General features: G+C 38.6%; 25 protein-coding genes. 23 read left to right on the forward strand and 2 right to left on the reverse strand.

The window, feature by feature from the left end:
• Nucleotides 1-379: 379 nt before the first annotated feature.
• From E7A03_RS00795 to E7A03_RS00845, 11 genes are all read left to right on the forward strand, one after another.
• Nucleotides 380-874, forward strand: a complete 495-nt coding sequence (locus tag E7A03_RS00795; RefSeq protein WP_004696277.1) for a YajQ family cyclic di-GMP-binding protein — start codon at nucleotides 380-382, stop codon at nucleotides 872-874.
• Between the two features lie 70 nt (nucleotides 875-944).
• Nucleotides 945-2063 carry a cobalt-precorrin-5B (C(1))-methyltransferase CbiD gene (gene cbiD / locus E7A03_RS00800; protein ID WP_215675539.1) on the forward strand — a complete coding sequence of 373 codons (1119 nt, stop codon included), beginning with the start codon at nucleotides 945-947 and terminating at the stop codon, nucleotides 2061-2063.
• Nucleotides 2039-2665: a precorrin-6y C5,15-methyltransferase (decarboxylating) subunit CbiE gene (gene cbiE / locus E7A03_RS00805; protein ID WP_316073576.1), complete on the forward strand. Its 627-nt coding sequence runs from the start codon at nucleotides 2039-2041 to the stop codon at nucleotides 2663-2665. The genes cbiD and cbiE overlap by 25 nt, the downstream gene beginning before the upstream one ends.
• Nucleotides 2662-3249, forward strand: coding sequence for a precorrin-6Y C5,15-methyltransferase (decarboxylating) subunit CbiT (gene cbiT / locus E7A03_RS00810; RefSeq protein WP_009351736.1), 588 nt, complete (start codon nucleotides 2662-2664; stop codon nucleotides 3247-3249). Before cbiE ends, cbiT begins: the two co-directional genes overlap by 4 nt.
• 1 nt (nucleotide 3250) lies before the next feature.
• A complete protein-coding gene (gene cobM, locus E7A03_RS00815) occupies nucleotides 3251-4012 on the forward strand; it encodes a precorrin-4 C(11)-methyltransferase (RefSeq protein WP_012864529.1) in 762 nt (253 codons plus the stop codon).
• Between the two features lie 4 nt (nucleotides 4013-4016).
• Nucleotides 4017-5162: a cobalt-precorrin 5A hydrolase gene (locus E7A03_RS00820; protein WP_195394681.1), complete on the forward strand. Its 1146-nt coding sequence runs from the start codon at nucleotides 4017-4019 to the stop codon at nucleotides 5160-5162.
• A gap of 29 nt (nucleotides 5163-5191) precedes the next feature.
• On the forward strand, nucleotides 5192-5881 hold the full coding sequence (cobJ, locus tag E7A03_RS00825; RefSeq protein ID WP_004697003.1) for a precorrin-3B C(17)-methyltransferase: 690 nt from the start codon (nucleotides 5192-5194) through the stop codon (nucleotides 5879-5881).
• Entirely contained in the window at nucleotides 5878-6666 is a 789-nt protein-coding gene (cobK, locus tag E7A03_RS00830) for a precorrin-6A reductase (protein ID WP_128114217.1), read from the forward strand. Before cobJ ends, cobK begins: the two co-directional genes overlap by 4 nt.
• On the forward strand, nucleotides 6653-7318 hold the full coding sequence (locus E7A03_RS00835) for a precorrin-8X methylmutase (protein ID WP_004696261.1): 666 nt from the start codon (nucleotides 6653-6655) through the stop codon (nucleotides 7316-7318). The genes cobK and E7A03_RS00835 overlap by 14 nt, the downstream gene beginning before the upstream one ends.
• 152 nt (nucleotides 7319-7470) lie before the next feature.
• A complete protein-coding gene (locus E7A03_RS00840; RefSeq protein ID WP_008714164.1) occupies nucleotides 7471-8466 on the forward strand; it encodes a FecCD family ABC transporter permease in 996 nt (331 codons plus the stop codon).
• Nucleotides 8466-9248 (forward strand): ABC transporter ATP-binding protein, encoded by a 783-nt coding sequence (locus E7A03_RS00845; protein WP_008714162.1) that lies wholly within the window; start codon nucleotides 8466-8468, stop codon nucleotides 9246-9248. Before E7A03_RS00840 ends, E7A03_RS00845 begins: the two co-directional genes overlap by 1 nt.
• A 67-nt stretch (nucleotides 9249-9315) precedes the next feature.
• On the opposite strand, the gene E7A03_RS00850 is transcribed toward E7A03_RS00845, so the two are convergent.
• Together E7A03_RS00850 and E7A03_RS00855 are read right to left on the reverse strand one after the other, a co-directional pair.
• Nucleotides 9316-10257, reverse strand: a complete 942-nt coding sequence (locus E7A03_RS00850) for an ABC transporter substrate-binding protein (RefSeq protein ID WP_195394682.1) — start codon at nucleotides 10255-10257, stop codon at nucleotides 9316-9318.
• Between the two features lie 51 nt (nucleotides 10258-10308).
• Nucleotides 10309-11298, reverse strand: a complete 990-nt coding sequence (locus tag E7A03_RS00855; protein ID WP_004696254.1) for a sirohydrochlorin cobaltochelatase — start codon at nucleotides 11296-11298, stop codon at nucleotides 10309-10311.
• 460 nt (nucleotides 11299-11758) lie between these two features.
• Between E7A03_RS00855 and E7A03_RS00860 the strand changes: the two genes are divergently transcribed.
• The 12 genes from E7A03_RS00860 to trxA all read left to right on the forward strand — a co-directional run bounded on the left by E7A03_RS00860 (nucleotide 11759) and on the right by trxA (nucleotide 23877).
• Complete coding sequence (locus E7A03_RS00860; protein ID WP_004696252.1) at nucleotides 11759-12640, forward strand: sirohydrochlorin cobaltochelatase; 882 nt, start codon at nucleotides 11759-11761, stop codon at nucleotides 12638-12640.
• Between the two features lie 206 nt (nucleotides 12641-12846).
• Entirely contained in the window at nucleotides 12847-13701 is an 855-nt protein-coding gene (locus tag E7A03_RS00865) for a sirohydrochlorin cobaltochelatase (RefSeq protein ID WP_024061918.1), read from the forward strand.
• A gap of 86 nt (nucleotides 13702-13787) precedes the next feature.
• A complete protein-coding gene (gene cobI / locus E7A03_RS00870; protein WP_195394683.1) occupies nucleotides 13788-14495 on the forward strand; it encodes a precorrin-2 C(20)-methyltransferase in 708 nt (235 codons plus the stop codon).
• A gap of 29 nt (nucleotides 14496-14524) precedes the next feature.
• Nucleotides 14525-15901 carry a cobyrinate a,c-diamide synthase gene (locus E7A03_RS00875; protein ID WP_316073577.1) on the forward strand — a complete coding sequence of 459 codons (1377 nt, stop codon included), beginning with the start codon at nucleotides 14525-14527 and terminating at the stop codon, nucleotides 15899-15901.
• 88 nt (nucleotides 15902-15989) lie between these two features.
• Nucleotides 15990-16532: a cob(I)yrinic acid a,c-diamide adenosyltransferase gene (cobO, locus tag E7A03_RS00880; RefSeq protein ID WP_004697311.1), complete on the forward strand. Its 543-nt coding sequence runs from the start codon at nucleotides 15990-15992 to the stop codon at nucleotides 16530-16532.
• Between the two features lie 139 nt (nucleotides 16533-16671).
• Nucleotides 16672-17061, forward strand: coding sequence for a class II SORL domain-containing protein (locus E7A03_RS00885; RefSeq protein WP_004696242.1), 390 nt, complete (start codon nucleotides 16672-16674; stop codon nucleotides 17059-17061).
• A 319-nt stretch (nucleotides 17062-17380) separates the two neighbouring features.
• Nucleotides 17381-18610 (forward strand): aspartate kinase, encoded by a 1230-nt coding sequence (locus E7A03_RS00890; RefSeq protein ID WP_004696945.1) that lies wholly within the window; start codon nucleotides 17381-17383, stop codon nucleotides 18608-18610.
• A 7-nt stretch (nucleotides 18611-18617) separates the two neighbouring features.
• Nucleotides 18618-18935, forward strand: a complete 318-nt coding sequence (locus E7A03_RS00895) for a hypothetical protein (RefSeq protein WP_004696238.1) — start codon at nucleotides 18618-18620, stop codon at nucleotides 18933-18935.
• Between the two features lie 140 nt (nucleotides 18936-19075).
• Nucleotides 19076-21985, forward strand: coding sequence for an insulinase family protein (locus E7A03_RS00900; RefSeq protein ID WP_316073578.1), 2910 nt, complete (start codon nucleotides 19076-19078; stop codon nucleotides 21983-21985).
• Between the two features lie 80 nt (nucleotides 21986-22065).
• The gene (gene gluQRS, locus E7A03_RS00905; protein WP_316073579.1) at nucleotides 22066-23040 is read left to right on the forward strand and encodes a tRNA glutamyl-Q(34) synthetase GluQRS; all 975 of its coding nucleotides are present in this window, start codon (nucleotides 22066-22068) and stop codon (nucleotides 23038-23040) included.
• 132 nt (nucleotides 23041-23172) lie between these two features.
• Nucleotides 23173-23547 carry a CoA-binding protein gene (locus E7A03_RS00910; protein WP_004697233.1) on the forward strand — a complete coding sequence of 125 codons (375 nt, stop codon included), beginning with the start codon at nucleotides 23173-23175 and terminating at the stop codon, nucleotides 23545-23547.
• A gap of 9 nt (nucleotides 23548-23556) precedes the next feature.
• Nucleotides 23557-23877, forward strand: a complete 321-nt coding sequence (gene trxA, locus E7A03_RS00915) for a thioredoxin (protein ID WP_004696229.1) — start codon at nucleotides 23557-23559, stop codon at nucleotides 23875-23877.
• Nucleotides 23878-24003 lie beyond the last annotated feature (126 nt).

Raw genomic sequence — 24003 nt, forward strand, 5'->3', positions numbered from 1 at the left:
TCTTTAGTTTTGGCTTAATTATTATTGTTTAGTTATAGTTCTTAGCTATAAACTAAATACAACATAATATCGTTATACAGAGACTAGCAATGTACATGTATTATGTATGTTGCTAGTTTTTTATATTATTTGCCTTGTGTATTGTATTGCATAACCGTATTAGAGAACTTCCACTATACTTATAAAAGCTTCATTAATACATAGCTAACAATTATAATTAAGAAAATCGATTTACCTAGAAAATAAGCCTGTTTTAAGGTATAATTATAGAGATGTATTCCGTTTTGGTGTAGTTTTACACTTTCACTTGGAATATGAGGATGATGAAAGTAATGCTATGAACCTTATGCCCAACAGGTTCAGGTGTAGGAGGTATAAAATGGCTAAAGATTGTTCCTTTGACGTTGTGTCTGAAGTGGATATGCAGGAAGTAGATAATGCGGTAAACCAAGCAAAAAAAGAAATTGGTACGCGTTATGATTTCCGTGGCTCTAAAGCGGAAATTAGTCTTGAAGGCGACACTATCAAAATCATCGGTGATGATGAATACAAATTGAATGCCATTATCGATGTATTAAAAGGCAAGATGGTTAAACGTAACGTAGCGATTAAAAATCTTGATTACGGAAAAGTTGAACCAGCAGCAGGTGCAACAGTTCGTCAAATCATTACTATCAAAAAAGGCATTACAAAAGAAAATGCTAAAGAAGTAGTAAAAGCAATTAAAAACATGAAAATTAAGGTACAAGCATCTATCCAAGAGGATCAAGTGCGCGTATCTGGTAAGGATAAAGATGATTTGCAAGCAGTAATCCAAATGTTAAAACAATTGGATATCCCTGTAGAATTGCAATTCGTTAACTTCCGTTCTTAATACTATATGTCCATAGGATAGGTTAGTTAGACTCGTTTGAGTTTCTAATACTATCAGTGTAGGAGGCCTTATGAAAGTGGAGGACATGAAGGGTGGATATACCACAGGTTCATGTGCTACGGCAGGTATGAAAGCTGGTTTATTGGCCCTCTTAGATAAGAATATTGTGGACCAAGTGGTCATCGAAAACCCTCAAGGTCAATATATTGAGGTTCCTATTAAAGCGGTAGAGGTTATATCTGATATAGAGGCGAAGGTAACCGTCATGAAAGACGGCGGTGACGATCCTGATGTAACTCATGGTAATGATGTGGAAACGACAGTGACCCTTGATGATACTGGTGAACTGCGATTTCGAGCTGGCTTTGGTGTAGGTACTGTAACGAAACCAGGTCTTGCTATGCCGCCAGGAGAACCGGCTATCAATCCAGGGCCCCGGGCAATGATGAAAATAGTTTTTGAAGAACATTGTGTCCATGGTCAAGGTGTAACGGTAACCGTTAGTGTTCCTAATGGTAAGGTATTAGCCAAGAAAACATTAAATCATACACTTGGTATCGAAGGTGGCATTTCCATTATTGGTACCACCGGTATTGTTAAGCCTATGAGTGAAGAAGGGTTTAAGAACTCGTTAGTGCCACAGTTGAAAGTTATGAAGGCTAACGGATGTGAAACAGCTGTTCTCGTACCGGGGCGTATTGGTCAAGATCTTGCAGAGCAAGTATTGGGTATCCATAAGAACCAAATGGCAGAAACGAGTAACTTTATCGGATTTATGCTTGAAAAGGCTGTACAGATTGGATTTAAGCGAATCTTAATTATCGGTCATATCGGTAAGTTAATCAAACTAGCTAGTGGTAGCTTCCATACTCATAATCGCATGAGTGATGGCCGTATGGAAAGTATCGTGGCCTATGCTGCTTTAGAAGGAGCATCCCAAGAGGTGTGTGAAGAGTTATTTAATTGCCAAACCACAGAGTCTACATTTCCTATCTTGGAGCGAGAAGGATTGACTGGTGTATACCAACGAGTTGTAGATCGTGCATCTCTACGTAGTGAGCGCTATATTGCTAACGAAGCTGAGGTAGGGATCATCATTACGACCTTAAAAGGCGAGATTTTGGCAATGGATAAGCATGCAAAAGAGATAGGAGAACTTGAACATTGGCACATACCTTGTATATCGTAGGCATTGGTCCGGGTAATCCTGATTATGTGGTGCCTAGAGGCCTTAATTTAATTAAACATGCTACAGTATTGGTAGGCAGTGAACGTTCTTTAGAGGACTTTCAAGAGCCTGGCCAAACTACATATCCTGTAACAGGTAAGCTCAGCGTATTAGCGGAGCAAATTGAGCGTGAGCTCAACAACCATGACGTTGTAGTTATGGTTAGTGGCGATACAGGCTATTATAGCTTATTGCCCTATTTAAAGAAAAAATTTACTGCTAACCCTATTGAGGTGGTGCCAGGCATTAGCTCTATGACCTTTGCTTTTGCCCGTCTTAATGAGGTATGGCATGATGCGGATTTAATGAGCTTTCACGGTCGTCAACCGGCGCCCGAAAAACTCGTATATGAAGCAGGTAAAAAGATGGGATTCTTGACGGATCCTGAATATAATCCAGCGCATATTGCGCGTATTTTAATAGATGCAGGTTGGCCAAAAGAAACGAGAGCAGCAGCCTTAGAGCGTTTGAGTTATGATGATGAAAAAATTGTAGACTCCACGCTAGAGGTGTTAACTGAGCTTGAAGGCTTTGGTCATTCTGTAATGGTGGTACTAGGATGAGACATTTTTTCGGAATTCCCGATGAGGAATTTATCCGCGGCGACGTGCCGATGACAAAATGCGAGATTCGCAAAGCCGTTATGAACGAGGCACGCATCGAGGAGGATAGCATTGTCCTTGATGTAGGCGCTGGTACGGGCTCTATTTCTATTGAAGCAGCCTTGGCGGCTCCTAAAGGGCATGTATATGCGATTGAGCGATTTGATAAAGGCATCGATCTTATCAATGAGAATATGAAGAAATTCAATGTTAATAATATGACTGTCATCAAGTCTAAAGCTCCTGAAGGCATGGAAGAATTGCCTGAGCTTGATGCGGTTATCATCGGTGGTAGCGCTGGTGGCATGACAGGCATCATGGACGAGGCGCAACGTCTGTTAAAAGTAGGTGGCCGTCTAGTTGTAACTGCTGTAACGATGGAAACTGGCTATACAATCCTTAAAGAGTTGAAAGGTCGTCCTTTCACGTATGAAGGTTACCAAATGTCCATCAGTCGTTACCGCAAGGCTGGTCCCTACCATTTGTTAGACCCATTGAGTCCAATTTTCATTGTATCTGCAACGCGTATCGCAGAAGGAGAGTAATATGGTTGACGTATATATTGTAGGCGCAGGCCCTGGGGATCCTGAGTTAATTACTCGCAAAGGGTATCGTTTAGTGCAAGAGGCAGATGTTGTAATTTATGCGGGTTCCTTGGTAAACCCTGCCATTTTAGAGGCTTGTAAACCAGGCTGTGAAATTCATAACAGTGCTACTATGAACCTTGATGAGGTATTGGCTGTTATGAAAGCTTCTGTTGAGGCTGGTAAAAGCGTAGTTCGCCTTCACACAGGTGACCCTGCTATTTACGGTGCTATTCAAGAGCAAATGGATGCACTTGCTAGCATGGGGATTTCTTATGAAGTCGTACCAGGTGTAAGCTCTTTCCTTGCTACAGCTGCGGCATTGAAACAAGAATATACATTGCCAAATGTATCTCAAACAGTCATTATTACGCGTATGGAAGGTCGTACACCGATGCCTCCAAAGGAAAAATTGCGCATGTTAGCATCTCATGAAGCGACAATGTGTATTTTCCTTAGCGTTCAAATGTTAGATAAGGTTGTAGCTGAACTCATCGAGGGCGGTTATGACAAAACGACTCCAGTGGCTATCGTGGTAAAAGCTTCTTGGCCAGACCAACGTATTATTCGTGGCACATTGGAAACTATTGCGGACATCGTAGCTAAAGAAGGCGTATTGCGCCAAGCTATGATCGTTGTAAGCCATGTATTAGATAGTGAATACGAATTGTCTAAACTCTATGATAAAGGCTTTGCTCATATGTACCGCAGTGCTAAGGACTAGTATAATGAAAGAACTAGAAACTGTTGTGCCTACGACGGGAGCTAAGAAGAATAGAACGGCTATTCTTTCTGTATCTGAACGAGGTGCAAAGCTAGGTCAACGCATCAAGTCTTTGGTGGCACCTCATGCAGATTGCTTTGAAAAAGAAAACCGTCCTTCTGGTGGTGAGGCTATTTATTTTGATTCCCTCAAAAGCCATATCGGACAGATTTTTAAGGATTACGATCAAGTATTATGCATCATGGCACTCGGTATTGTAGTGCGCATGATTGCACCGTATATTGAGCATAAATCTAAGGATCCTGCGGTAGTCGTAATGGACGAAGTAGGGCACCATGTAATCAGTTTATTATCTGGTCACCTTGGGGGTGCCAACGAATGGACACAGTCCATTTCACTGGCCATCGATGCGGACCCTGTTATTACAACTGCAACGGATGTAAACGGATTGCCAGCGCCTGATGTGTTAGCGCGCCACGAGCATCTGTTGGTAGATGATTTTCAAACCTTAATCAATGTGAACTCTGCCATTGTTGGGGGCGAGCGGGTTGATTATTACATTGATGAGAGCTTATCTAATGCAGAGCATTTAAAAGAATCTGCGAAAGATCATATTGGTGAACATGGTAAGGTTCATGTTGTTTCGTTAGAGCAACTTGATTCTATGCCATGTAAGAATGAAAGCTCCGAAGAGGGATCATCTCGAGTTGTAATTACAGATAAAGTAATTGTTGAGTATGGACATCAATTGATTTTGCGTCCTCGTACGTATACGATGGGCATTGGCTGTCGCCGAGATACGCCAAAGGAATTGATTCTTGACGCCATACAACAATCACTAGCAGCGCATAAACTTTCACCTAAAAGCCTTGTAACGGCAGCATCGGTAATTGTTAAACAAGATGAAGTAGGCCTCTTGGAGGCTATGGAAATTATGGGGTGGCCTATCGTGTTCTATACACAGGACGAGATGGCACCACTTATTGAAGAAGAAAAATTAAAAGAATCTAATTTTGTAAAAGGAACTATAGGAGTAGGAAACGTATGCGAGACAACAGCATTACTAGCGGCCAAGAGCCGAACATTAATACAGCACAAAACAATTTATCCCAAAACAACGGTAGCCATTGCACAGGTAACATCAAAGTAATCGGCATAGGCCCTGGCGATGAAGAGTTTATGACACCGCAAGCACGCGAAGCCATCTTAGCAGCTGACCGCGTAGTAGGTTATTTGACTTATCTTGACTTGATCAAAGACCTCATTGAAGGTAAAGAAACTGTAGGTACTGCCATGATGCAAGAAGTCGATCGTTGCCAACAAGCCGTTGATTTAGCGGTAGAAGGCCATCAAGTAGTTGTAGTATCCTCTGGTGACTCTGGCGTGTACGGCATGGCAGGTCTTGTGTTGGAACTTGCTAATAAGGTACCAGCAGAAAAACGCCCTTCCGTAGATATCGTACCTGGCCTTAGTGCTGTAAATGTAGCAGCATCTGTATTGGGTGCACCTTTGATGCATGACTTTGCGGTTATTTCTCTCAGTGACTTGATGACTCCATGGGATTTAATTAAAAAACGCGCTGATCTTTGTGCACAAGGTGACATGGTTATCTCCTTGTACAATCCGCGCAGTAAAAAACGTGTTACTCACTTAGATGAAGTTCGTGAAATCGTTCTTAAATACCGCGACCCAAAAACACCTGTTGGCATCGTGCAAAAAGCAGGACGCCCAGGTCAACATATGGTAATTTCTGACCTTGAAAACTTTACAAAAGAAGAAGTGGATATGCAAACACTTGTTATTATCGGTAATAGCCAAACCTATGTTGAAAATGGCCGCATGATTACACCTCGAGGCTACAAATTATGATTTGGGTCATCGCCGGTACCTTAGATGGTCGTACCTTAGCGGTAGATATTCAAGAACGGACAGGTGAAGAGGTTCTCGTTACTGTTGTGAGTCAGTATGGGGCAGAGCTTGCCGCCCATAAGGGAATTACTGTTCATACGGGCCGTCTTGACCAAGAGGCTATGCAGGATTTGATTAAGAAACATAATGTACGTTTATTAATCGATGCAAGTCATCCGTATGCTGCTATTGTTACAGCTACGGCTCAAGATGCAGCAAAAGCTGAAGGTATTCCTTTTGTTCGTTTTGAACGCAAAGAGGTACCATTACCAGACTATGATAAATTGCATATTGTAGTTGATGAGGTAGAAGCAGCTAATTTAGCTGGTAAACTGGCAAAGGAAAATAACAAACATGTGTATTTGACCACAGGTAGTAAGACAATGCACATCTTTGCTAAATCTGAGGCTTTACAAGATTGTGAAGTATGGACACGTATTTTGCCGACCGCAGAGGTGTTACAAATGATGGAAGACCTCAACGTGAGCCCTAAGCGCATTGTTGCTGTCCAAGGTCCATTTTCTTATGATATGAACCGCATCATGTTCCACGATACAAAGGCTAGTGTTGTAGTTATGAAAAACTCTGGTCTTGTAGGTGGTGCAGATACAAAATTACAAGCTGCTATGGATCTTGGTATCCATGTTATTGTTATCGATCGTCCGCGTGTTAAACTTGAAAGTCACGTGGTATCATCAAATGATGAATTCTTTAAATTATGGGAGGAAACGAATGGATTACGTTAAAAATCCTAAAGCTATTGAAGATAAAAGCATGGAAATCATTTATGATTATGTAAAGGATTTAGGCTTAACAGATGATGAAGTGCGCGTAGTATCTCGTACAGTACATGCGTCTGGTGATGTCGAATATGCTCAACTCGTAAAAATGAGCCCTGATGCTGTTCAAAAAGGTATTGAAGCATTGGATAATGGTGCAGACATTTATACAGATGTAGAAATGGTTCGCACAGGTATTTCTAAGCCAGCTCTTAAAATTCGCGGCAATGAAGTGCACTGCTTAATTAAAGACGAAAATGTAGCTAAAATGGCTAAAGAATTAGGTGTAACTCGTTCCATTGCGGCTATGCGTACCTTTGGTAAACAACTAGAAGGACAAATCGTTGCTATCGGTAATGCACCAACTGCATTGTATGAAGTGTTGCGCCTTGCTCTTGAAGAAGGCATTAAACCAGCTCTTATTATTGGTATCCCTGTAGGCTTTGTAGGCGCTGCAGAATCCAAAGACTATTTAATGGAAGTATCTCCAGTTCCTTACATCACTGTAAAAGGCAACAAAGGGGGTAGCCCAATAGCTGCCTCCGTATGTAATGCATTGCTTTACACAGACGTAAAACGCAATGACATGCTTTTTGTAGAAGGTAAAGAATCTAAATAATACAAAACCCGAATCGTGTTTTAGTAGTTTTGCGATTCGGGTTTTACTGTATATATTTTTCACAATAATTAGCTAAACATAAATTAGCTAAACACGATAATTATACTATATTAAATTTCTTATAATATAGTTAATTTTGAGAGGGGGTTCATATGGCATCTAGTAATGAACGAAAATTATTTCGTGTATCAGTGATTTGTATCTTAATCATCGCCGTTATTATGAGCATGATTATATCTCTTATTTGGGGATCAACACCCGTATCATTAGCTGAGATTTGGCATACATTATGGTCTAGTGAGCTAACTGACACATCTTCACAAATTATTTGGAATATTCGATTGCCTCGCAATATTGTAGCCGCGTTAGTGGGGGCTTGTCTAGCTGTATCTGGTGCAATTTTGCAAGCAGTTATGAAAAATCCCCTAGCAGATCCACAGATTGTAGGGGTATCCTCTGGTGCAGGACTAGCTGGTGTTATCATATTTATTTTATTTCCTGGATATGATTATATAGTTCCTTTAGTGGCCTTTTTAGGTGCTATGGCTGCAGCACTCATGGTGTATGCATTAGCATGGAAAAATGGAGTGCGACCTAGTCGTATTATCTTAGCTGGTGTTGCGGTCGCAGCCTTTTTAGGCTCAGGTATTTCAGCACTACTTGTATTCTACGGTGATCGTGTACAAGGGGCATTGCTTTGGATGGTAGGAGGACTCGCTGCACGCAGTTGGCCTCAAGTAGAAGTGCTGTTTCCATATGCCATAGTTGGCCTTATGTTTGCCTGTTTAGGAGCTAAACGACTTACCATTTTAAGTTTAGGTGATGAAACTGCAAAGGGATTAGGCCTTAAAGTAGAACAAACACGGTTTATTATGACTGCAGTGGCGGCTCTTTTAGCGGCTGGTGCTGTAAGTATAGCTGGGCTTATTGGATTTGTAGGTTTGGTTATTCCCCATATGTTACGTCTTATAATCGGTAACGACTATGCATATTTACTGCCTGGATCCGCATTATTAGGCGCCCTAGTTCTTGTTGTCAGTGATACAATAGGACGTGTTATGTGGAGCCCTATAGAGGTACCAGTGGGTATTATTATGGCATTCTTTGGAGCGCCGTTCTTCTTGTATCTCTTGAGGAGGGATAACTAATGAATACTGCTATTGATGTAAAACAGTTATCCGTAACTCTTGGTAATCGTCATATTCTACATGATATTAATGTATCGGTACCTATTGGTAAAATTACGACATTAATAGGGCCTAATGGTTGTGGTAAAAGTACGCTTTTACGATCTATGATTGGTTATATCCATAGTCCTCATGAATGTATTACCATATTTGATAAACCGTTACAATCATATTCTCAAAATCATCTGGCACGGCAAATGGCATTTTTGCCACAAGTACCGAATATGCCAAAGGATATGACTGTAGAAGAATTGGTATATTGCGGACGGTATCCATACCAAACATGGTGGAAAAACACGGCTAAAGAAGATCGTGAAATCGTTGATTATGCATTAGATATCACAAAAACGAATCATTTGCGAGAACAATTAATCCCATCCCTATCTGGTGGTGAACGGCAACGCGTTTGGATTGCTATGGCGCTAGCACAGCAACCAAAATTATTAGTCTTAGACGAACCAACAACATATTTAGATATTAATCACCAATTAGAAATTATGGAGTTATTGAAACGATTAAATAAGGAACAAGATTTAACCGTTCTCATGGTACTTCATGAACTAACACAGGCGGTTCAATATTCACATTATATGGCTATTATAAAAGAGGGTCATTTAGTAACGTCAGGAGAGACAAGTAAAATTATATCGGATGAATTGTTTAGAGATGTATTCTCTGTAGATGTACAACTTGATACATTTGATAATAAAAAATATGTACGCGTAAAAGGATTAGTTGAGTAGCTTGATACTAATAAAAAAGAGGGCATTCCCTATTTGGGGGATGCCCTCTTTCGCATGACGTAATATATTAGAATGTAACATTAATACCGTATGCTTCTTTAACTAAACGTGCCATAGCTTCAGGTGTTTGTAGACCTGGGTTTAATAGGAATAGTTTAGATGGTAAGTATATTACGCGGTTATTTTGTACGGCTTTTAAATTAGCCCATGCAGGATTATCTGTCATAGCTTGTTTCATAGCTTTGGTAATTTCTTCTTCTTTACCCATTGTAACAACAAAGATAATATCAGGGTTATCTGCTGTCAATGTTTCAAGAGAGTAAGGGACCGTTTTGTCCTTGGTTGTGCCATCTAGGTGAGAGGAGACAACATTTGTCATACCTAGTTCTTTTACCATTGATGCAGTAACTGCTTCATCAGTTTCGGCAGTTACACCCTTTCCTGTGGCACGTAACACGGCAACACGTGCAGGTTGTTGATTCTTAACTGCATCTTTTACCTTGGTAATATTGTTTTCATAGGTAGTAATAACAGACTTAGCCTTATCTTGATGATTAGTTAATTCACCAAGAAATGTTAACATTGGTACATTATCTTTAATACCATCGTAATCAAAAAGTACGGTTGGAATATTATTAGCTTGTAATTGGGATTCATATTTTTTATGTTGATTTACTAAACCCAATACTACATCTGGCTTCAAGCCTAATAATTGTTCCATGTTGATATTTGCAGTTTGACCAAGAGCTGGTAGAGCTTCTAACTCTGGTGCTAGTTTATCCGTTGTATTGGCACGGCTAATAGCCTTACCATCGACAGCATAAATCATAGATAAAACAGAATTAGATAATACAGCAATTTTTTGTGGATCCTTTGGTACAGTATAGGTTTGGCCATTAAAGGTCAATTCCTTCGTAGTAGCAGAAGAGCTGGATGTGGTTTTACCACACCCAGCTAGTGCTAGTACAATCATAACCAAAGCGATACTACCGAGTAGTAGTTTTTTCATGATGTACTCCTATGAATGTTATATATGCAATAACGATCTTAGTTATATTGATTATTTTTCTAATGCATCCCAAGCTTCGTTAGCACGTTCAACAAATAAGTTACGGATGTTTTGGTTTTCACCTAAACCATGGATGTAAGTGTCAACTTTGAAGCCTTCTTTTTCAAGAATGGATTTGTGGGAATCTGGTTCGTTACCAGCCATGTCGTTGTTTGCATGGTCACCAGCAACCATCATGAAAGGCATCAATGTAACATGTTTAATACCATGTAATTTCAATTGAGGGATAACTTGTTCAAGATTTGGTGTACCTTCTACTGTGTAGATGAATACATTTTTCATGCCAAGAGTATGGATACGGTCTTGAATTACAGAATAGTATGCATTGGAAGGATCTGGAGTACCATGAGCCATGATAAGAAGACCATCTTCTTTACCTAATTTAGGGAATTGGGATTGAACAGCTTTTAATGTTTCAATAACTTGGTCAGTTTGGTTTTCTTGACCCATCCAGTACATAAGAGAAGTACCGAGTGTCATTTTTTTGAAATCATTTTTGTATAAATTATATACTGCTGCATCGTAGTTATATTCCATACCAGGAATTACATCTAGAGATGCCAATGCAACGCGAGTGTAACCATCTTTTTTAAGTTCAGCTAAAGCTTCTTCAGGTGTAGGGTATGTTATACCTTCTTTTTGTTGGATACGATCACGAATAATATGGCTTGTGAAAGCAGTTATCACTTTAGTATTTGGGTGTGCTGCCTTAATAGCATCTACAGTAGCATCGATTGTTTTCACACGAGTATCTTTATAAGTTGTACCAAAGCTCATAACAACCATAGCATCTTTGTTTGGCAAGTTTTGTAAAGCTTCTGTATTATGTGTACGAACACCAATTGCAGCGGCTTCTTTCAATGCTGGTGTAGGATCTTTTACTTCCTCATTTAATTGATATGCAGCATTAGATACAACTGGTGCACCAAAGGATACTGCAAGACCTAGAATAGCGGATGCTAAAGCTAATTGTTTTTTCATTTCTATACTCCTATCTATAACTATAACTACACTAATATGCAATTATTTACATAGTTCTATTATTTGAAAACTATGGATTCATCGCATATATATAACCTTATTTCAATCGTAACAAAGCGGAAAACAGGTGTCAATAAACCCTATACCCCTAGAAGTATAAGGGATTTGAGAGATTATTAATAAATTAATGTGATGAATAAAGTATGATAGTACATTTTATAATTATATTCTTGTTGGTTATAAGGATATGAATATGTGAATATATAAGTAATTTTATTTAGGATTATTTTGATGGGGCCCCATAATATTACTACAATTAAATTAATCGTTATAAATATTAATTTTGATATTTTTTCTCATTGACTTCTATAGATTAATCTTGTACTATTATTACATAGTAGTTGATAACAATTTTCAATTGTGAAAGTTGTTTCATGTATGAGTAATATGGAGGTCACATATGAAAGGCATAATTATTGCATCCTTTGGATCAATTTACCAAGATGCTGTGGAGAAATCCATTGGCAGTATAGAGAAAAAAGTACGTTCCATGTATAGTGATATGGAGGTACGCCGCGTATTCTTATCTGATGCATTAGTAGAGAAGTGGAATGAGAAATACGAAGATAAGATTTCTTCTTTCACAGAGGCTATGCAAGATTTCGCTCGTATGGGTATTGATGAGGTGTACATTCAACCTATTACCTTGGTGGCAGATCAGTGCTACCAACAAATGCGCAAACAAGCATTAAAATTTTTACATAGCAATGAATATGGTTTTAGCCAGGTAAATATTGGTAAACCATTGCTTACCTCTTTAGGTGTAAAAAATTATGCCGATGATTATGAAGCAACATTAGAAAGCATAGTTCGTCACGTTAATACAAAAGCACTTAATAAATCTGTTGTGCTCATGGCGAATGGTCAAAATCAATTAGAGTTCAGTACATTGCAATTAAAAGCTATGTATGGAGCAGCGCCAAACGTAGTAGTATTTACTACAAATGGTTTCCCTACATTCAAACAAGCTCTTACTTTCTTGGATCGTATGGGGCATAAAGATTTATTAGTTGTACCATTGGCTCTCATAGGTTCTACACATTTAATGGATTACCTTGGCGGTGAACGCTCCGATTCCATTTATGCTTTACTCGCTGAGGAAGGCTACAATGTTGACATTTGGAATGAAGGACTCGGGGAAAACCCACATGTACAAGATTTATTCTTGAAACATTTAGGTCAAGCTATTCGCATGTCTGATCGGAAGCGGCCCATGCCTAGAGAATCCGTAAAACCTGTCATGACAAATTCTCGCTTGGAAGCGCAAGGTTTGATTTCTTGATATTTGCTATTACATAATTAGACATACAACACTCCACTCTTTCACATTAATAAAAATCCTCCTTGTTGGACATCCAATGAGGAGGATTTTTACATTTACCATGAAAGATAAGAATAATTTCTATTTTATACGTACCACGGTATGCCCCTATAGAATGGTCTATGGTATGATTAAGATACATTATTAGTTAATATAAGGAGACATTCATGAAACAAGCTATCTTAGTTGTTGCCTTTGGATCCACTGTGGACAGTGCTCGTGAACATAATATCGATTCCGTAGTAGAACATATTCGTAAATCGTATCCGGATTATACTGTAGAATTAGCTTTTTCCTCTCGTATCATCGTTAAGCGCTTACGTGAGCGTGGTATTGAGATTCCTACTGAACAAGGGGCGTTAGAAAAACTAATTCGAGAAGGTTATACACATGTATATGTGCAGCCACTTCATTTCACCGGTGGTGAAGAGTTCGATAAATTGAAAAATAATATCCTTGCTCATGAAGGTGAAGGTCAACTCGAAGTATTGCGTGTAGGTAGACCTCTCGTATACTATATGGGACAAGAAGAGCACCCAGATGATTACCAAATCTTGATTGACCGTTTCATTAAATCTCTTAATATTTCCAAAGATGATGGTTTGTTATTGGTCGGTCATGGAGGTCTTGGTTCTGGCAATTCTTCATATGGTAATTTACAGTTTAAGCTAATCCGTAATGGACTTACGAATGTGCGTATTGCTGTACTTGAAAACGCACCATATGTGTCAGATGTAGCAATGCCTTGGGAATGGCTTGATGGTAAACGTCCAAAAACAATTTATGTACATCCTTTATTATTGGTACTCGGGGATCATGCACAAAATGATTTATTTGGTGACGAAGAGGATAGTGTTGTTAATGAACTTTCTGGAGCAGGATATGCGGTTAAACCAATTCATAGTGCTCTAGGTGAATATGAAGCGATTCATGATATTTTCCGTCAACATGTGCAAGATTGTATCGATGATTTGTATGGCAAACGTAGCCCACATCGTCCTGCAATTCCAAATATTAAATAGTATCTTTGTATATATTGTATAAATTGGTTATAATAAAAGATATTGCAATTATAAATAAAGTGTGACTATAAGAATAGGAGATACCCATGAAAGGTAAATTATATGGTATTGGCGTAGGCCCTGGCGATTCTGAATTAATGACTGTGAAAGCTGCTCGCATCGTAGGTGAAGCAGATATTATCATCACACCTAAAACAGAAAAAAAAGATGGTTCCGTAGCCCTTGATATCGCATCCCCATATATCCAAGAACATACAGAAATCGTTCCCGTAGTATTCCCAATGGTGTTGGATGATTCTACGCAAGAGGAAGGCTGGCAAGAGGCTAAACGCGTTATCTTGTCTTACTTAGATGAAGGTAAAAGTGTTGTATTTTTAACATTAGGTGATCCTATGTTCTACAGCACATATATGTATGTATACCGTTTGATTGAAAATACAGGTCATGAAATTGAAACAATTCCTGGCGTGACTGCATTCTGTGCAATCGGATCTCATCTTGGCTACCCAATTGTAGAGAAGGAAGAGGTATTGGCCATCGTTCCAGCTACAGCGCCTAAAGAAAAAATCGATGCTGTATTGGCTGTTGCAGATGATGCAGTTATCATGAAGGTATATAAAAACTTTGATGAAGTACAAGAAACCTTGATTAAACATAATATGGCAGATGATGCGGTTATGATTAGCCGTGTAGGTTTGCCTGATGAGCAAGTATTCGTAGGTTTAGATAATATACCAAAAGATACTAGACTCAACTACTTATCTACAATTCTTGCAAAACGCAAGGATCGTTAACAAATACGTCGTATTACGAGGTAATATCTATGAACACAGTACAGATTCCACGTGTTGTCATTGCAGGCACCAATTCTGGTGTTGGTAAAACAACTATCGTAGCGGGCTTATTGGCCGCTTATACAAATGGTGGACGTACGGTGCAATCTTTTAAAGTGGGCCCGGATTATATTGATCCGGGCTTTCATAAAATTGCATCCGGCCGTGACAGCTATAATTTAGATACGTGGCTTGTGCCACCTCACAAGTTGACTCCTTTCTTTGCTACAATGGCACATGATGTAGACCTTGCTATTATTGAAGGTGTTATGGGCCTTTACGATGGTGGTCGAGAAGGTGTGAGTTCTACTGCTCAAATTGCTAAACAGTTAAATGCACCAGTAGTGCTTGTTATCGATTGCAAGGCTATGGGTGAAAGTGCAGCTGCTATTGCAAAAGGCTTCCGTGACTATGACCCAGAGGTAAACTTTGGTGGTGTCATCTTGAACCGCTTAGGCTCAGCCAATCATGAGCGTATGGTTCGTGAAGGGATGGATAAAATCGGTGTACCTGTTATTGGTGCCATTTATCGTGATGATCGTATGCATTCTCCAGAGCGTCATTTAGGACTTACACCAGTTACTGAAATCGATCCAACAGAGGCAATTAATACGATTCGAGAAGCTGTTGAGAAGATGGTAAATCTCGATGCACTATTGGAAATTGCTACCAATGCACCAACTATCGAACTACCAGATGCTATAGATGTTAAATCCATTGAAAAACGTGTGAAAATCGGTGTAGCTTATGATGAGGCATTCTCTTTTTATTATCCAGCTAGTCTTGCTGCGTTAGAGGAAAAAGGGGCTGAGCTTGTTTACTTTAGTCCGCTTAATGATTCGGTAATTCCCGATGTAGACGGACTTGTATTTGGGGGTGGCTTTCCAGAAATGTTTTTATTCCAGTTATCTAGCAATGAGTCTATGAAGGAATCTATCCGCCAAGCTAATGCACAAGGTATGCCTATTTATGCCGAATGTGGTGGCCTTATGTATCTTTGTGAAAGCATTCATGACTTTGAAGGCTCTGTATATAAAACTGTAGGTATTGTACCTGCCAATTGTGTGATGCAACAAAAGCTTCAAAAGGTGGGGTATGTTACAGCAACTGCAAAGAGAGATACTTTATTAGGCGCTATGAATACAGCTATTCGTGGTCATGAGTTCCATTTCTCTACAATGGAGCCAACTATAGATGACTTCCCATGGGCTTTTCATTTAGAAGGAGGCCGTAAACCTCAATCGTATGACGGCGGCTATGCAACAAAAAATGTATTAGCTTCTTACTTACATTTGAACTTTGCTGGCTCTGATGAAGGGGCACAACATTTTGTTGATACATGTGCTGCTTATAAAGCCCAAAAGTAATAGATGTATAAATGTATTTAATAGGTTTATATGACTATGTGTTATCATAATTACATTCTGCAGGACAGTTCGTATTAAAGGAGCTATTATGGAAGAACATGGATTAATTCTAGTTAATACAGGGAATGGTAAAGGTAAAACAACAGCAGCATTAGGCGTTGTTCTACGTGCTGTTGGACAAGGTTTTAAGGTTCTTATATTACAATTTATTAAGAGCGGCAATGGCTATGGTGAATTGGCAGGTCTCGCTAAACTAGGTGATCAAGTTGAAATTCGCTCTATGGGAAAAGGCTTTATTTACTATAAACGGGATGAAGTAGGGGAAGCTGAGCTTGCTCGCCACAAAGAAGCAGCACAAGCCGCTTGGCGTACATTAGTAGAGGAAGTAAACTCCGATAAATGGGATCTAATTGTTATGGATGAAATAAATAATGCCATTAATTATGAGCTTATCGATGTGCATTCTGTAGTGGAAATGCTTAACAATAAGCCAAAAAGACTTCATGTTGTTTTGACAGGGCGTTATGCTAAACCTGAAATCATTGATATGGCGGATACTGTAACAGAAATGAAGGTAGTAAAGCATGCTTATGAAAAGGGCATAAAAGCTGCTAAAGGAATAGAATTTTGATTTAATTCAAAAAAATCGAAAAAAATCGAAAAAGAACTTGCTAAAACTATATCGAAAATGTATAATATAGTCATAAGCACAGAGGTGCTCAATATTCTTGACATTAAGTATGTATATAAGACTAACCAGGAGGTTAACTATGGCTGTACATGATTACATTAAATCTGGCGATTTCGCTACTGAAAAACACGTTCCTGTTATCGAAACAGTTGACACTGTAAAAGCAGGTGAAACATTCCACGTTACTTTATCCGTAGGTAAAGACATTGCACATCCAAACACTGTAGAACATCACATTGATTGGATTAAATTGTACTTCGTAGCTGAAGGTACTCAATTACCATTCGAAGTTGGCGCTATCGAGTTCAACGTTCATGGTGACGGTGCAACTGCAAACGAAGGTCCTGTAGCAGCAGTTTCTGAAGGTACTTTAGCAGTAGCTTTGAAAAAATCTGGTAAATTGATCGCTGTTTCCTACTGCAATATCCACGGTTTGTGGGAATCCGAAAAAGATATCGTAGTTGCTTAATTAACTATTACAACTAATAAAGACCAGTCCTAGGGCTGGTCTTTTTGTATATCTATGTGTTCACATAGTTTAATAATGAGGCAAAGTTAAACTTTTAATAGTAGATATTTAATGGCATTATGGCTAATACATGTTAGGATTGTTTAATGCATATTCATAATATTATAGACATATTATTTGATTTTTAATGTCCGCATAAAAAGGAGTTTTGTATCACTCCAGTGGATTAATTGCTGTACATCCCTTTACAGTGCTATTTGTTTGTGGTAAAGTATATGCATATTGATATTTAGTAAACATAGTTAAATGAGGGATTATTGTGGCCTTAATCGTTAAAAAATTTGGTGGTAGTTCCGTAGCTACACCAGAAAAAATATTTAATATTGTTGATCGCGTTCTTCGTGAGAAGCAAGCTGACGATAAAATCGTTCTTGTTGTATCCGCTATGGGTGATACAACTGATGACTTGGTGGCCTTAGCTAAACAAGTTACATCCAAGCCGTATGGTCGTGAAATGGACCGCTTGTTGTCTACCGGTGAACAAGTAACAATTGCATTGATGGCAATGGCTTTTAACGAACGTGGTCAGGAATCTGTATCCTTAACAGGTGATCAAGCAGGTATTACAAGTAGTGATACGTTTAATAAAGGTCGCATTTTGGGCGTTGATCCTAATCGTGTGTTTGAAGCTTTGGATGAAGGTAAAATTGTAGTAGTTGCTGGTTTCCAAGGTATAACTGAATATGGTGATATGGTGACATTAGGCCGTGGTGGCTCTGATACAACAGCTGTTGCATTGGCAGGTGCTATGAAAGCGGATGTATGTGAGATTTTTACGGATGTAGACGGCGTATATTCTACAGATCCTCGCGTGGCGAAGGAAGCTTTCAAATTAGAAGAAGTAACGTATGGCGAAATGCTTGAAATGGCACGCCTTGGTGCAGGTGTAATGCAACCGCGTGCCGTAGAAATGGGTTTCCGTTATGGTGTACCTATTCATGTACGTTCTACATTTAGTGATAAACCAGGTACTATTATTCGGGAGGATTATACTGTGGAAGCAAATAAACACGTAATTACTGGCGTAGCTGATGATACAAATACAGCAAAAGTAGCCCTTGTAGGTGTTGAAAATAAACCAGGCGTTGCAGCGACTGTATTCAAAGCATTAGCTGCTAGAAACGTTGACGTAGATATGATTGTTCAATCTATCCGTTCCGTAGGAGAACCAAAAACTGATCTTATCTTTACAGTAGCTATGGATGATGTGGTATTAGCTCGAGAAGTATTAGAAGAATTACAAAAAGCAGTAGATATTGAAGCTGTTAATATTGACGAAAAAATGGCGAAAGTTTCCATTATTGGTGCAGGTATGTTAGGACAGCCTGGTGTAGCTGCGCAAATGTTTGATATTTTGAGCCAAGAAGGTATCAATATTGAAATCATTTCTACTTCTGAAATTAGTATTTCTTGCCTTGTTGCTGAAGATCGTGTAAAAGATGCTGTTCGTGTAATTCATAATGGCTTATTGTTAGATCAACGAGGTTAATCATTGCATGGATAGTCTACGTAGTTTTATGGATGAAATGCTCAATGACCAAGGTCGTAAGGAAGGTTTCATTAGCGATCTACTAGGAAATCTAAAAAATCAGCCTATTCCAACATTGGAACAAGCTCAAACTGGTTACACAACAATGAGTAATTTACATGGTATCTTCTATGATTACGATAAGTCTGAGGTTACTATTACTTACAAGGTTGTACCAGATATGTATCAACCATATACATTGAGTTTTATACAATTCGAAGCCGTGTTAGAAGGCTTATTAACCTTGCGTCGCAATCAAAAGTGGCAGATGCAACATAATAAATAATATGAACCCCATGGGAATACTTGCCTATGGGGTTTTATAATTCGATAATTATTCTTAACATCTATATATAGAGTCATCGATATGATATAATAAATTATTCAGAGAGAAATCATTATATTAGTATAGAAAGAAGGGACAGCATGGAAATAAATAAGGTTTATTCTGGCTTTCGCCTTGACCGCATTGAGCGCATTGATGAGATCAATGGTACCGCTTATGAAATGAAACATGAAAAGTCTGGTGCTCGTTTAATTTATATTGATTCACCAGATTCTAATAAAGTATTCAATATCGCTTTTAGAACAACACCACATAATAGTACTGGTGTTGCACATATTATGGAACATTCCGTTTTATGTGGTTCTCGTAAGTTTCCTTTAAAAGAGCCATTTGTTGAGCTTGTTAAGGGATCTTTGAACACGTTCTTAAACGCTATGACTTACCCTGATAAAACAATGTATCCTGTAGCCAGCAAGAATGATAAAGATTTCCACAACTTGATGGACGTATATCTTGATGCTGTATTGTATCCACACGTTCGTGAAGATGCGGAAATCGTAATGCAAGAAGGTTGGCATTATGAATTAGATAGTGCGGACGATGAACTTACCTATAAAGGTGTTGTATTTAATGAGATGAAGGGGGTTTATTCCTCTCCGGATTCCGTTCTAGAACGCCAAATGATGCGTGAACTTTTCCCAGATACCACTTATGGTGTTGATTCTGGTGGAGATCCTGACCATATTACAGACTTAACTTATGAAGAGTTCCAAGAGTTCTATCGAGTTCATTATCATCCGTCCAATAGTTATATCTTCCTTTATGGTGATATGGATATTGAAGAGCAATTGGCATTTTTGAATGATGAGTACTTAAGTCATTTTGATGCTATTGAGGTTAATACAGAGGTTGGTATACAAACGCCATTTACGGAAGGTAAAGTGGTAAGTTATCCATATAGCGTTGGTTCTGAAGAGCCAACAGACAACCGAACTTTACATTCCTTTGCCTATGTGTTACCTGATGTAACTCCTGAGCATAGCTTGGCTTTTGAGGTATTAACACATGCATTGTTGACATCTCCTGCGGCTCCTCTTAAACAGGCTTTGGTGAAAGCCGGTATCGGCTCTGATGTGAGTGGTTATTATCTTGATAGCATTCGTCAACCTTTGTGGACCGTGCAAGCAACTGGTTCTAATCTCGATAAACAAGCTGACTTGCAGCGTATTGTGGAATCTACATTGCAAGAACTTTGTGATAACGGTTTAGATAAAGAATTATTAGAAGCTTCCTTGAATAGCATTGAGTTTGCACTTCGTGAAAGCGACTTTGGTGGTCGCCCAATTGGTCTTGCTTATGTTATCCGTATGATGGATAATTGGCTATATGACAATGACCCACTTGAGTTATTACACTACGAAGAAGCATTAGTGAATATTCGCAAGGGCTTATCCGGTACGTACTTTGAAGATTTAATTCGTCAATCTATCTTAAATAACAATCATAAAGTGCTTGTTTCTATTTATCCTGAACGTGGTCTTCAAGAGCGCAAGGATGCAGAGGTTAAAGAATATTTAGCTTCTGTAAAAGCTAAGATGACTCCAGAAGAAATCGAAGCGATTGTAGAGCAAACAAAACGACTTAAACTTCGTCAAGAGGCTCCAGATAGCGACGAAGCATTAGCGTCGATTCCATTGCTTGAATTATCAGATTTAAATCCTAATATTGAAGAAGTAGAACGTCGTGAAAGTAAAATTGGCAATACTACAGTACATTTTGTACCTACTTTCACAAAAGGCATCAACTATGTAGGTCTTTACTTTAATTTAAGTTGTCTTACAGAAGATGAGTTGTTCTATGCCGATATTCTAAGTGATATTATCGGTCGTATCAACACATCTGAACGTGGCTATGAAGCATTGGCGAAAGATATCAATATGAATCTTGGTGGTTTAAGCTCAGATATTACGGCTATTAGCAAAGATGGTAAGCGAGATGAATTTACACCTCTCATGATTGTTCGAGCTAAAGCTTTGCATTCTAAATTACCTGACTTATGCCGTTTGATTAATGAAGTAGTACAAAAAGCAGATTATAGTGACCATAGACGCTTGACTGAACTTGTTCAAGAAAGCAAAGCTATTTGGGATAATGAAGCGTTTCGTCGTGGCAACTCCATTGTAAGTCAACGTGTTATGGCACAAGTATCTGCAGTTGGTAAATTTAGAGATAATGGTAACTTTGGTTATTATCAAAAGATTAGCGAATTGGCTTCTAATCCTGCGGCATTACCATTATTGCCAGAAAAATTAGCTGATGTGGCTCGTAAGATTTTCCGTGCTAATAATGTAGATATCATGTTCGTTGGTGAAGAAGGCGAATTAGAAGCCTTTGAAAATCTCATGAAACCATTGATTGAAACTTGGGATACTACTGACTTAAGTAATGATACATTAAAGATTACACGTTTGTCTGGTAATGATGGTATCGTTACAGCTGGTAAGGTTCAATATGTAGCTCAAGGTGGTAACTTTATAGACCATGGGTATAAACATGTAGGTCCAATGAGTGTATTGGAAACAATTTTACGTTATGAATATCTCTGGATTCGTATTCGTGTACAAGGCGGTGCTTACGGGGCCTTTGCAAACTTCTACGACGATGGTAATATGATTTTCTGTAGCTATCGCGATCCAAACTTGGTAGAAACATTAAATGTATATAAAGAGTTACCTCAATACCTTCGTGAGTTCACATTGACTGATCGTGAGATGCGTAAATATATTATCGGTACTATGAGTTCTTTAGATTTACCAATGACTCCTGCATTGCGTGGTCCACGTGCGATGGGCATGTATTTTAGCGGTGCTAAACTAGAGGATAAAGTGAATTTCCGTAAACAAGTTATCGCTTGTAAGCCAGAGGATATCGTTGCTTTAGCAGATGTGGTTGAACCTGTATTGAAGGATAATCATATTTGTACAATGGGGAACGAACAAAAAATTAAAGACGCTGGTAAGGTATTCGATAACATTATTTCTCTAGGATAATCGTTTTATATTATTTATAGTGGCATATTCTGTGTAAATTTACGGGATATGCCACTTGTTTTGTACTGTAGGAGGGCATCATGAAAGGTCGATTTGCTCCAAGCCCCACAGGATATATCCATCTCGGCAATGTGTGGATAGCCCTCTTATCTTATGTTTCTACGAAGCAACAAAAAGGGCAGTATGTTGTGCGAATGGAGGATATAGACACCCAACGCTCTAAACGTGAGTTAGGGGAAGCTCTATTAGATGATTTAGAGTGGCTAGGATTTGAATGGGATGAAGGGCCTCGTGTTGGCGGACCAGAATCAACGTATTGGCAAAGTGAACGGCAAACATATTATGGAGAAATATTAGAACATCTTGCATCAGAAAAACTAATTTATCCTTGCTTTTGTAATCGTACAAGGCTCCAGTCTATTGCTTCGGCACCCCATGTCGGCGATGTAATTCATCGTTACGATGGCCATTGCCGTCATCTAGAGGATAAATTGATAAAAGAATTTATGATGTCTAAGGAGCCATCTTTGCGTTTAGCCGTTAATTCTTGTGATTTAGATTTCGTGGATCGTTGGCAAGGCTTTCAACATATTCATTTAGAAGGTGAATTAGATGATTATGTATTGCGTCGTGGTGATGGTATGTATGCCTATAATTTAGCTGTCGTACTGGATGATATTATTATGGGGATAACGGAGGTCATTCGTGGAGATGATTTACTAGAGACTACGGGGCAGCAAATATATTTATATAAAACATTACAAACCAGTTTCAATTCTAAAAATATACAACTACCTTCTTATGGGCATGCTCCATTATTAATTGATTCTGAAGGACATAGATTGTCTAAGCGACAAAAGAGTATTACTATTCGAGAATTGCGTGAAAATCAGTGGTCTCCTAATAGAATTTTAGGTGAGCTGGCTATTGTAGGGGGCTTAGTTGAAGCTCATACATTAAGTCGTAGAGAAATCAGTTTATCTGAATTAATTGAGATTGATTTAAATTTACCTAGTCTTAGTCAGAAAACGATTGAGATACAAATCAAAGAATAACGTAAGAAAATAGTATTGCTTTATGTTATAGAATGTTTGCTAAAAGAGAATAATTCTTTAACTATATAATTCGATATAATATATTGACAATGTTCGATATTCATTTATAATAGTATATAAGAGGTGGTCGAAATGACAATTCAACAAGCTTTAGATCAAAAAGTATGGGCCGTTATTGGAGCTACCCATAAAACCGAAAAGTTCGGTTATAAGATTTATAAATGTCTTAAAGATCACGGATATGAAGTATATCCAGTCAATCCTAATATTGCAGAAATAGATGGAGACACTTGTTACTCTAGTCTTTCTGCACTTCCCGTTGTGCCTGCTGTGGTAGATTTTGTTGTACCAGAAGCAGTAGGGTTAGCTGCACTTGATGAATGCAAAGAACTTGGCATTCCTGTTGTGTGGTTGCAACCGGGGGCGGATAAACCATCTGTTGTTGAAAAAGCACATGCTTTAGATCTGCATGTCATTCAAGATTGTGTATTAGTTCAATTACCGTAGGAGGGTACAATGAGCGAATTAAAAGATTTAAAAACTGCTGAATATCAAGATTTAGTAAACCAAGGTGGTGTTACTGTTGTTGACTTCTGGGCTCCATGGTGCGGTTATTGCGTACGTATGATGCCAATCATTGAAGAAATTGCAGGTGAGCTTGAAGGTAAAGCTAACTTTGTAAAAGTAAACGCTGATGAAGAACCAGAATTAGCACGTAACTTACAAGTTGAAGTATTGCCTACATTCGTTATCTTAAAAGATGGTGAAGTAGTAGACCGTAAAATTGGTTTCTTGCCTAAAGGCGATCTTCAAGCGGCTATCGAATCTAAATTCTAATACTATAATTAAAATTATATAAATAGAGGAAAACCTCATCAATGTATGTGTTGTACATTGATGAGGTTTTTTGCTTTTTTAATATAGACCTAAATATATTTAACGTTTATGCGTTGCTAAACATAA

It is taken from the genome of Veillonella parvula (assembly GCF_032472435.1).
GTDB lineage: Bacteria > Bacillota > Negativicutes > Veillonellales > Veillonellaceae > Veillonella > Veillonella parvula_N.